Annotated in this window: 10 protein-coding genes and 1 pseudogene; 6 read left to right on the forward strand and 5 right to left on the reverse strand. The window is 39.1% G+C overall.

Annotation, left to right across the window (positions count from 1 at the left end; translation table 11 throughout):
* Positions 1 to 577: glycosyltransferase family 8 protein (locus H5975_RS06005; RefSeq protein ID WP_204785291.1), on the forward strand; the 577-nt coding region annotated here is incomplete at its 5' end.
* Here the strand turns inward: H5975_RS06005 and H5975_RS06010 are convergent.
* Positions 566 to 1,207: an endonuclease III domain-containing protein gene (locus tag H5975_RS06010; protein WP_204785292.1), complete on the reverse strand. Its 642-nt coding sequence runs from the start codon at positions 1,205 to 1,207 to the stop codon at positions 566 to 568. The genes H5975_RS06005 and H5975_RS06010 overlap by 12 nt on opposite strands.
* A 1-nt stretch (position 1,208) precedes the next feature.
* Positions 1,209 to 2,066 carry an alpha/beta hydrolase gene (locus H5975_RS06015; protein ID WP_204785293.1) on the reverse strand — a complete coding sequence of 286 codons (858 nt, stop codon included), beginning with the start codon at positions 2,064 to 2,066 and terminating at the stop codon, positions 1,209 to 1,211.
* A 124-nt stretch (positions 2,067 to 2,190) separates the two neighbouring features.
* Here H5975_RS06015 and H5975_RS06020 point away from each other — a divergent pair, with 124 nt between their 5' ends.
* Positions 2,191 to 2,724: a GNAT family N-acetyltransferase gene (locus H5975_RS06020; protein ID WP_204785294.1), complete on the forward strand. Its 534-nt coding sequence runs from the start codon at positions 2,191 to 2,193 to the stop codon at positions 2,722 to 2,724.
* A 106-nt stretch (positions 2,725 to 2,830) separates the two neighbouring features.
* Here H5975_RS06020 and H5975_RS06025 read toward each other — a convergent pair.
* Positions 2,831 to 3,487: pseudogene (locus tag H5975_RS06025) on the reverse strand (NAD(P)H-binding protein).
* A 148-nt stretch (positions 3,488 to 3,635) separates the two neighbouring features.
* Here H5975_RS06025 and H5975_RS06030 point away from each other — a divergent pair.
* Positions 3,636 to 4,067 carry a winged helix-turn-helix transcriptional regulator gene (locus tag H5975_RS06030; protein WP_204785295.1) on the forward strand — a complete coding sequence of 144 codons (432 nt, stop codon included), beginning with the start codon at positions 3,636 to 3,638 and terminating at the stop codon, positions 4,065 to 4,067.
* 73 nt (positions 4,068 to 4,140) lie between these two features.
* Here the strand turns inward: H5975_RS06030 and H5975_RS06035 are convergent, their stop codons facing one another.
* Both H5975_RS06035 and H5975_RS06040 read right to left on the reverse strand, forming a co-directional pair.
* On the reverse strand, positions 4,141 to 4,461 hold the full coding sequence (locus H5975_RS06035; RefSeq protein ID WP_204785296.1) for a carboxymuconolactone decarboxylase family protein: 321 nt from the start codon (positions 4,459 to 4,461) through the stop codon (positions 4,141 to 4,143).
* An 18-nt stretch (positions 4,462 to 4,479) separates the two neighbouring features.
* Entirely contained in the window at positions 4,480 to 4,893 is a 414-nt protein-coding gene (locus H5975_RS06040; RefSeq protein ID WP_204785297.1) for a cupin domain-containing protein, read from the reverse strand.
* Positions 4,894 to 5,026: 133 nt separating this feature from the next.
* On the opposite strand from H5975_RS06040, the gene H5975_RS06045 reads away from it, so the two are divergent.
* The 3 genes from H5975_RS06045 to H5975_RS06055 all read left to right on the forward strand — a co-directional run bounded on the left by H5975_RS06045 (position 5,027) and on the right by H5975_RS06055 (position 9,640).
* Positions 5,027 to 5,917, forward strand: coding sequence for a LysR family transcriptional regulator (locus H5975_RS06045; RefSeq protein WP_204785298.1), 891 nt, complete (start codon positions 5,027 to 5,029; stop codon positions 5,915 to 5,917).
* Positions 5,918 to 5,963: 46 nt separating this feature from the next.
* Positions 5,964 to 7,304 carry a hemolysin family protein gene (locus H5975_RS06050; RefSeq protein WP_239459483.1) on the forward strand — a complete coding sequence of 447 codons (1,341 nt, stop codon included), beginning with the start codon at positions 5,964 to 5,966 and terminating at the stop codon, positions 7,302 to 7,304.
* 332 nt (positions 7,305 to 7,636) lie between these two features.
* Positions 7,637 to 9,640 carry a KUP/HAK/KT family potassium transporter gene (locus tag H5975_RS06055; protein WP_204785300.1) on the forward strand — a complete coding sequence of 668 codons (2,004 nt, stop codon included), beginning with the start codon at positions 7,637 to 7,639 and terminating at the stop codon, positions 9,638 to 9,640.
* Positions 9,641 to 9,804: the final 164 nt, after the last annotated feature.

Consider the following 9,804-nt stretch of genomic DNA (forward strand, 5'->3'; position numbering starts at 1 on the left):
TTATTATCGTTTGTTAGCACACCGTTATTTACCACAAGATCTACACCGTATTTTATACTTAGACGCCGATTTATTGTGTATTAATGATTTGATGCCGCTTTACAATGTGGACCTTTCAGGGTACATGTATGCTTCGGCAATCCACACAAATTTAACTAACGCTACTGATGTCATTAATAAGATCCGTTTGCAGAATTTTGATGCGGATGGTTATTACAATTCAGGAGTGTTGCTGATGAATCTTGATGAAATTCGGCAACGCGTGGAACCAACAGATATTTTTAACTACATCCGTGATCATATTTTACTATTGCCAGATCAAGATGTTTTAAACGCTTTGTATGGTAAATATATTCGTTCAGTGCCAGATGAACTTTATAATTTTGATGTACGTAACCTGCGCATTTACGAAACCATTAGCATGGGTAAATGTACCTTGGATTGGGTAATGAAAAATACTGTAATTTTACATTTTTGTGGTAGACAAAAACCATGGCTAGTAACAACTAACCATGGCAAATTTACTGCGTTGTATAAGAATTATTACCAAATGATGAGCACCATTTCAAAGAATTAGCTGGTCACCATTCAAAAAACTATCTTCAAAGTGATCTTTACGACGAAGATATTGCTTACCAAATTCATCAATAAGACCGTGAAATTCTTGAGCATCCTTGATAGAGAATTCATCGCCAAGCCGACACTGATCAGCAAGTGAGGTGTAATCTGTTAAATTTTGAATTCCTAAATGGGTAAAAAGCGTTCGTGCATATTTATCGCTGACAAATGTTGGCTGATCAAAGACGTACGTTAACAAAACGTCTGCAGTTTCATTGCCAATCCCTCGTAATTTTAATAAATTTGAGCGAAGTTGTTTACCATAATGGTGAACAACTTTTTGATCATTAAAGCCGAATTGCTGGTACCATTTGAAGAATTCATAAATACTGCGACTTTTGTTTTTATAAAACCCTGCCGGTCGGACTAATTCTTGTAATTTAGCTAATGGCAAATTTATTAATTTGTCGCTGCTGTATTGAGTGGTGTCTCGTAACTGTGCCGCAGCTCGTTCGGCATTCTCCGCATTGGTATTCTGAATTAAAATGGCCTCACAGATAATCTCATTTTTCGAATCGGCGGGCCACCAACCGGTTTGTCCCATGTTTTTCAGCATTTTTTGGTAGAGTTGATAGATGTTCAGCTTCATTTTACTTTTCCCATAAGAATTTAATTAAAACATTGTCAACAGCGGGATTACTGTGCAGCTTGCTGTGCCGGGCTAGTTTGCCATGGAAAACTTTGACTTGGTATGATTTAGCACGACTAGCGACCAGGCACTTTAAGCTAAGTGAAGATACATTTGTAACGGTCCCATCAGTTTTACCACCAATGTCACCAATGATATTGAGTACCCGAACTTGGTTTTTAGGATAGATAGAACGCAACTTAGTCATTTGCTGATAGGTAGCATTCATTTTGTTTGGTTTGCCATTTTTGTCGAGCTTCAGTCCTTGTGGTTGACGAATTTCGTCTGGGAGGCCTGAAAAATCAAGCCCATCAAAGTAACCAGCCATATCAACTTGTTTGCGTAACTTTGGCATGGATTTATTTTGCGAATTTTGCAACATGTAGTAAATAATTGAAATGTTACCTAATGAATGGCCAACCATGTTGATGTTTTTAATGCCATATTGTTTTTGCAATGCTTTGACAACGTTGGTTGCCCAAACCCCATGTTTGTTGAAATCGAGCTGGCGATTATCTTCGTAGTTAACTTCGACAATCGGATTTATGGAATTTTTGTGCATCGTTCCGTGAAGGGTTACCTTACCGTTTTTATCAACGTTGGCCCGAAGAATGGTCTTGGTTACCCCAGCTTTCTTGGCAGCATTAACCATGTGTTCTTCAGCATGGTAGCTACTACCTCCACCGTGGAAAAAGAGGGTGGGGGTAGTAGATTGGACGAATTTGTTGGCCTTTTCGTGTTGATGCCAAGCAAATCCAATGATTCCTAGTAGAATAATGATGATAATCGCAGTAATACTACGACGTGCTGTTTTTGACATTTTTTTCACTTCCTTGAAATTGCTATTTAAATTATATTACTTTTTGTAAGGTAATTGCGATTTGTTTGAAAATTGTGTAGAATAGCTTTTTGTTGAATAAAACTTGAGGAAAGAGGGTTGCATTATGCACATTGAAAAAGCACAACTAAAGGATTACGAGCGAATTGTTGAAATTTTGAAGGATGGCCGCAATCAGTTGGCCGAAAGAGGGATTGATCAATGGCAAGGTGACTACCCGAATCCACAACACGTTAAAGAAGACGTGGAAAATGGGTTTGCCTACTTAGTTCATTCCGACGACGATGAAACTGTAGGTACTTTTACAATTTTACCTTCACCGGACCATGCATATGACAATCTGGATGGGGAATGGCTGATGGAAACTGAAGATTACTTGACCATTCACCGGGTTGCCATTCATTCTGATCATGCTGGGCAAGGATATGCCTCAAAATTATTCCAAGAGGTCATCAGCTACATCAATAACAACCGTACAGACATTAAGTCCATTCGGATTGATACGCACGAAGACAACAAAGCAATGCAACACTTGATTACGAAGAGCGACTTTACTCGTGTTGGTACTCTCCATGGGGTCTACCGTCCAGAAGAGACCAGTTATGTGTATGAAATGTTAACAAAGCATTCTGATAAATAAGGATGCGAGCATAATAAGGTCCAAGGGTTCGGAATTTCCGAACCCTTGGACCCTATTTATCTACTGTGCTGTAAAATTTTATCCTGTATAAGTCGAGAACCTTGCTTTAATACCAACTTGGTTTATCACCATCAGTTCCTGGTTTATCAACACCAATTGAACGATGGGCATACTTTTGAAGATTTTGAGTAATGTCTGCTACTAAATAGCCAATTGACTTTCGTGATACTTCAGTCCCTTTAAACGGTTCATCTTTTTCAGTTGTTTCTTAGATAACCTCATCTTTATTGGTTAACCATGCTGGACAGATAATTGTATAGTCCAGATCTGATTGCTCGATAACATCAGCAGCAGCCCGATAGGTTCCTAAGTAGGAATTTTTGCCGCCTTTTCTGAGCATGGCGTTGTTCCATTCACCAAATTTGCCAGGAACTTCATCATAAATTCCAATGGATGAGATCTAAATTAGTGGTTTAATTTGGTGTTGATCCATCGCAGCAACAATGTTTGCAGCCTGTTGCTGAATATCAGGATTGCTTAAATTAGCGTAAACGATATTTACGTTGTCCATTACCTGTGCCAGATCATCAGGGCTTAAGGTATCACCCATAAAAATGGTTGTCCGTTCGGGATCCATTTCTGCCAAGCTTTGCGGATGACAAGTAAAAAGAACTAGATGATCATCCGTGCTTTTTAATAACTTTTCAATCGCAAAGTGGGCGATATGGCCACTTGCACCGAGAATTAAAATTCGATTTGTCATAGTAACTCCTCCTTGATATGATTAAAATTAAAGTATAGAAAGTTAACTTACTAATTAAAAGTAATCACTTTTTGGTAACCTAGTTACTGAATGGTAATTAATACTGAAATCAGTAGTGATCAGCTAATTGAAAAAAGTTGGGGAAGTTATGGATCAAACAAATAAATTTAATACAGGAGCCGAATATGCCCTTAGTGTTCTCAGTGGTAAGTGGAAAGCAGTCATCGTTTTTTTGCTTGCCGGTCATCCTTGGCGGACTGGTGAGCTACGCAAGCAATTGGGAATTTCACAAAAGGTGTTGTCAGAGCAGCTTCAGGATTTAATAGCTGCTGGCATTGTGGAACGCCATAGTCTGCCAGTGATTCTTCCGCATGTTGAATATTCATTGACTAGCGAAGGTGAGGACTTATATGCTGCTTTACGGTATTTAAATTATTGGGGTGAACAACATGCACAATCTGATCCGCATGTTGATATTCAATGTACCGAAAAGATGCATGAGTTGGGGCTAGATGGATTGTGCGTGGTTACCAAACGCCACCTCAATCATTGGAAACAAGAGCTAGTCCGCAAAAAATAAATGATAACTAAAAACCGCTAGTGTTCACTTGATGGAAACACCAGCGGTTTTGTGATAAAAGGGGAATTGAAAATTAGTCAGTCCATACTTTCTTTGCAATGTTAAATGCAGACCAAGCGTTTGGCCAACCAACATAGAAGGCCAACTGAGTAATGACTTCAACGATTTCTTCCTTTATAATGCCATTTTTCTTGGCTGTTTGCATGTGGTAAGGCAGTTGTTCAAAGGCACCCTTAGTAATGAGGGTAGTTACCGTAATCATACTTCTATCGCGTGGCTTTAATTCTTTTTCACGAGACCAGACTTGGCCGAATAATACGTCGTCATTGAGTTCAGCAAATTTAGGGGCAAAATCACCTAATTGGTCACGACCTGCAGTTTGTTTTTGTGCCATGGTAAAACTTCCTTTCAATTAACCTAAAGTGTTGTAGTAATCATCATCAACTGGTTCCAGCCATTCACTGGTTCCTTTAGTGATAGCAATGTGTGAGAACCAAGAATCTTTGGTAGCACCATGCCAATGCTTAACGCCTTCATGAATTGCAACCACGTCACCGGGCTTCAGTAATTGAGCAGGCTTGCCTTCTTCTTGATACCAGCCTTCACCAGCAGTACACATGATGATTTGGAAACCATCGTGGTGAACGTGCCAATTGTTACGGCAACCAGGTTCAAAGTTAACATTAGATACGTTAACATCAATATTTTCATCTCCAGGTACTAAACCGTTAAGATAACTGGTACCAATAAAGTATTTTGCAAATGCAACGTTCTTGTCACCAAAGCCAAACATATCATTTTTAACTTCTTGTTCATTTCTTGCCATGTTTAATGCCTCCAATTAATTTGTTGACTTTATTATATGGAAGTCCAATCTTAATGTGAAATGCTTATTTATAATCTCGTTTGATTCAAATATTGAATAGATGATATAATTTTGAAGCGGAAGGATGAAGAATATGCAAACACGTGTTTTAAAATATTTTTTAACAGTTGCTGAACTGAATAATATCACTCAAGCGGCTGAACGCCTACACATCACTCAGCCAACGTTATCACGTCAAATTATGGAACTTGAAAAGGAATTGGGAGTGAAGTTGTTTGACCGTGAAAAGCGGCAAATGCATCTAAATAAGGCTGGTGTCCTTTTTCAACAACGGGCGATGACCATGATTACCGTTCTGGATCAGACCAAAAATGAATTGTTAGCAGTCAATGATCAGTTGTCTGGAACCATCAATATTGGCATGGTAGAGAGTGCAGTGTCTGATTTTATGATGCGGGCGGTTCAGAAATTTCAGGAGAAGTATCCAGACGTTCGTTTTAACATTTTCGATGGTGATGGTGACACCTTACGAGAACGATTAGATCAGGGACTTTGTGACCTGGTGGCCCTTATTCAACCAATTGAAGCTGCTAAGTATAATTATTTTCCACTACCAGTTCAAGAGAAATGGGGATTGATTATGCGAAAGGACGATCCGTTGGCAAAGCGGAAGGCCATCATGGCACATGACTTGTATCAACTGCCGTTGGTAGTCGGTCGCCGAAACATTGTCCGTGATGATATTACGGATACCCTCAAAATTGATCTCAATAAACTGGACTGGCGAGTAATCATTAATTTGCCAGAAAATGCTAAACAATTAGTTTTATCTGGAAAATATTATCACTTTGGTATTTATGGAGTTTATCAGAAGTATCATGATGAGCGCTTAGCTTTTGTTCCTTTTAGCCCTACTAAGACAACTGGTCACCTGCTGGCTTGGCGAAAAAACGTTCAATTAACGCCGGCTGTAGAAAAATTCATTCAGTTTGTAGCTGATCAAACCACACACAAAAAAATTTGATACAATGTAAATTAGATTATTAACGAAAGGATGTTGAATTAATTATATGGAATCCTATTGGATACGTTTGTTAATCATCATTGTAATTTTACTATTAGCAGCGTTATTTACACTGCTAGAATACTCAGTTGTTAAGGTCCGTCCAAGTGAACTGCAAGAAATGAAGCAGACCAAGGTGGTCAAAAAGGCTGAGCACATGGTTGGAAACATGTCAGAATACCTTTCAACTGCGCAAGTTGGGGTTACGATGACTTCACTGATTCTTGGGTGGATTGGTGATGAATTTATTACTGACTTGTTACTCAAAATGAAGTTCATTCCAGCGGATGTCTTGAAACCATTGGCACCAATTATTGGTGTGCTGATTTTCACATTCTTCCATGCTGTTTTCACTGACCTGGTACCTAAGAACATGGCGATTGACCGGCCAGTTCCAATCTTGTTAGCCATCGTGCATCCAATCCAGTTCTTCCACTGGATTTTCTACCCATTTGTATGGTTATTTGCGGTGGTTGCCGGTTCAATTACCAAAGCCTTAGGATTCAGTATTCATCCTGAAGAAGATACGTACTCACAAAACGAAATTCTAACCCTTTCCCAGCAGTCACAAAAGGCTGGTGAAATGGATAAGGAAGACGTTACCTTTATGCAGCGGGCATTTGAAATGAATGATAAAGTGGCCGCTGATATTATGATTGACCGGACGCAACTAGAAGTCATTGACCGAAACGCGACGATTGAAGAAGCATCACATTTATACTTCACGAAGCGGTTTACTCGTTACCCAGTTGTTCAGAACAATGACAAGGATCACATTGTCGGCTATATCTTTAGTTACGATATTATGCGGCAAAACCAGATTAACCCACAATCATCCATTCGTGAGATTATCCGAAAGATTCCGGTTGTTTACGAAGGTGAAACGCTGACGGATGTATTACGTAAGATGATGCGTAAGCAGGCCCCAATTGCGGTCGTACAAGATGAATATGGTGGTACATCCGGGATCGTTACCGACAAAGATATTTATGAAGAAATGTTTGGTAACGTTCGAGAAGAAATTGATCATGTTTCAGCTGACATGATTGAAAAACAGGGAACTGACAATAAAGGGAACCAAGTATACAAGGTCTCTGGTAAGACACCATTATCTGACTTTGAACGTTACTTTAAAGTTGATATTCCTCAATTTGAGGACAAGGATGTCGCTACTTTGACTGGTTACTTCTTAGAAGAAGAGTATCCATTAAAGGTGAACCGTCCGATTCGGTTAGGTAACTTCTCATTTATACCAACGGAAGTGCAAAATGAATATGTGAGTGAATTTAAAGTCATTCAAATTCAAAAGCCAACTCCAAAAAAAGATCAAAATGATGACCAAAAGTAAAATAACTAATAAGGAATTTTACTTTTATAATTTCAAAACGCCTTAAACACTTATTTCCGAATGTTTAAGGCGCTTTTTGTTGAGTACTGCAGTAATTTCCAATGGAACATTAATCATTTTAGAGTAGCCATGCTATAATGGATCCAATCAGTTTGAGCGGTATAGACTGATGAGAACCATTAAGATGGTGGACACAACTTTATTATGCGCACTGTTTAATGGTTCTATGAACATTTAAATTAAATGCAAGTTTTGGGGTGGCACCACGTTGATTAAGACACGTGGCCACTCCTTTTATACTTGATCGCTAATAAGGGAGATGATTGATTGTGATGGAGAAAAGGGACCGTAATTTAATTGCTAGTGCATTGGTAGCATTAGGAATTGTTTATGGGGACATTGGAACGTCACCGCTTTATGTAATGAACGCTTTGATTAATGATGCCGGTGGTACACGAGTGTTGACGAAGGAATATATCATTGGTGGCGTTTCCCTGGTTTTTTGGACATTAATGCTAATGACCACAGTGAAGTACGTTCTGATCGCTTTACGGGCAGACAACAAGGGTGAAGGTGGAATCTTTGCTCTCTATGCTCTAGTTCGTCATCAAGCTAAGTGGTTAATTATTCCAGCACTGATTGGAGGAGCCGCTTTGCTGGCGGATGGAACACTGACACCAGCAGTTACAGTAACAACCGCGATTGAAGGTTTGAAGGGTGTTGCACTAGGGTCGCGAGTATTAGTTAGTGATCAAAACGAAGTTATTATGATTACTTTCTTGATCCTCTTATTCTTGTTTATTATTCAGCGATTTGGCACCAGTGTGATTGGTAAAGCTTTTGGACCAATTATGTTGGTCTGGTTTGGCTTTTTAGCACTTTTTGGCATTGCTAATCTTGTTCATCAACCGGAAATTTTAAAGGCCCTTTCCCCGGTATATGGAATTCGTTTACTATTTTCGCCGTCTAATCGGATGGGAATATTTATTCTCGGGGCAGTCTTTTTGGCAACAACGGGTGCAGAAGCACTTTATTCAGATATGGGACACGTCGGTCGCAAGAGCATTTATTTAACATGGCCAATTGTTTGCACCTCACTAGTATTGAATTATTTAGGGCAAGGTGCCTATTTAATTAGAGAACTACCATACTTGGGGTCAAATGGAGCTAGTTATAATCCGTTTTATCAAATGCTTCCTCACCATGTGTACCTCTTTGGTGTAGTAATTGCTACTTTAGCAGCCATTATCGCTTCGCAAGCGTTGATTACCGGATCATTTACGCTAGTGGAAGAAGCGGTAGGGCTGAAGTTATTACCGCGCTTAAAGGTTCGCCACCCATCACTATCACGGGGCCAAATTTACATTAGTGTGATTAATTGGTTGCTTTGCTTGATTACCTCTGGCATCCTATTCTATTTCCGTACCTCAGCTCATATGGAAGCGGCCTATGGTTTAGCAATTACCATTACAATGTTAATGACGACTATTTTGTTGCACCAGTATCTATCTCATCATTGGTCAAAGGTCTTTGCAATGCTGTTCATGGTAATCTTTGTGGCAATTGAAACTGTTTTCTTACTCTCCAGTCTATCCAAGTTTGTTCAGGGTGGGTTTGTGACTGTCATTATTACTGTAATAATTCTGATGGTAATGATTTGTTGGTACTATGGTGACAAAGTTCGGGACGAAATGAATGACGAAAGCAAGTACCTGAATCTTGAAGATTACAAAAATCAGCTTGAAGAATTATCAAAAGATGAAAGTATTCAGCTTTACGTTAGTAATTTGATCATGATGGCACGGATTAACAAAAACCACCTTCTAAAGCGGGAAACCCTTTATTCGATTCTCGATAAGACTCCTAAACGGGCAAAAGTCTACTGGTTTGTCACAGTGAATACCACTGATGAACCATATACTTGCTATTACAAGGTTGATATGATGGGTACCCGTAATATCGTCAACCTACAGCTTTATTTAGGGTTTAAAATTGATAATAGTGTTAACCTGTACTTGCGGCAGGTTGTTCAAGAATTGATGGCAGAAAATGTCATCGACAAACAACCTCAAAAGTACACTACGATGCCTGGACGCAATGTTGGTGATTTCCGCTTTATTTTCCTGAAGGAACGGTTGTCACCAAATTCCAACATTACAGGTATTCGTCGGTGGTTGGTTCAAATGCGCCTATTTCTACAAAATATTACACTGTCGCCAGTTCAATATTATGGCTTGGAGTTTAGTCAAACGTATGAAGAAACCGTACCATTGTTTATTAAAAACCGGTCTGGAGCACTTCTTAACCAACGAAAAGTAAAAAACTATGTGAAATAATGAAAAAGGCACGAGGCAGAAGTCGTCATCGACTTATGTCTCGCGCTTTTTTTAGGGCTCTACATCATTTAGTGTTGGTTTAACAAAATCGTGAAATTTTCGCTAAATTGGTATAGTTTTACGAGTTACATACTTTTAGGGTATGTGACTCTTTTATTTTACTG

Source organism: Limosilactobacillus coleohominis (assembly GCF_016901675.1).
Classification (GTDB): Bacteria; Bacillota; Bacilli; order Lactobacillales; family Lactobacillaceae; genus Limosilactobacillus; species Limosilactobacillus intestinavium.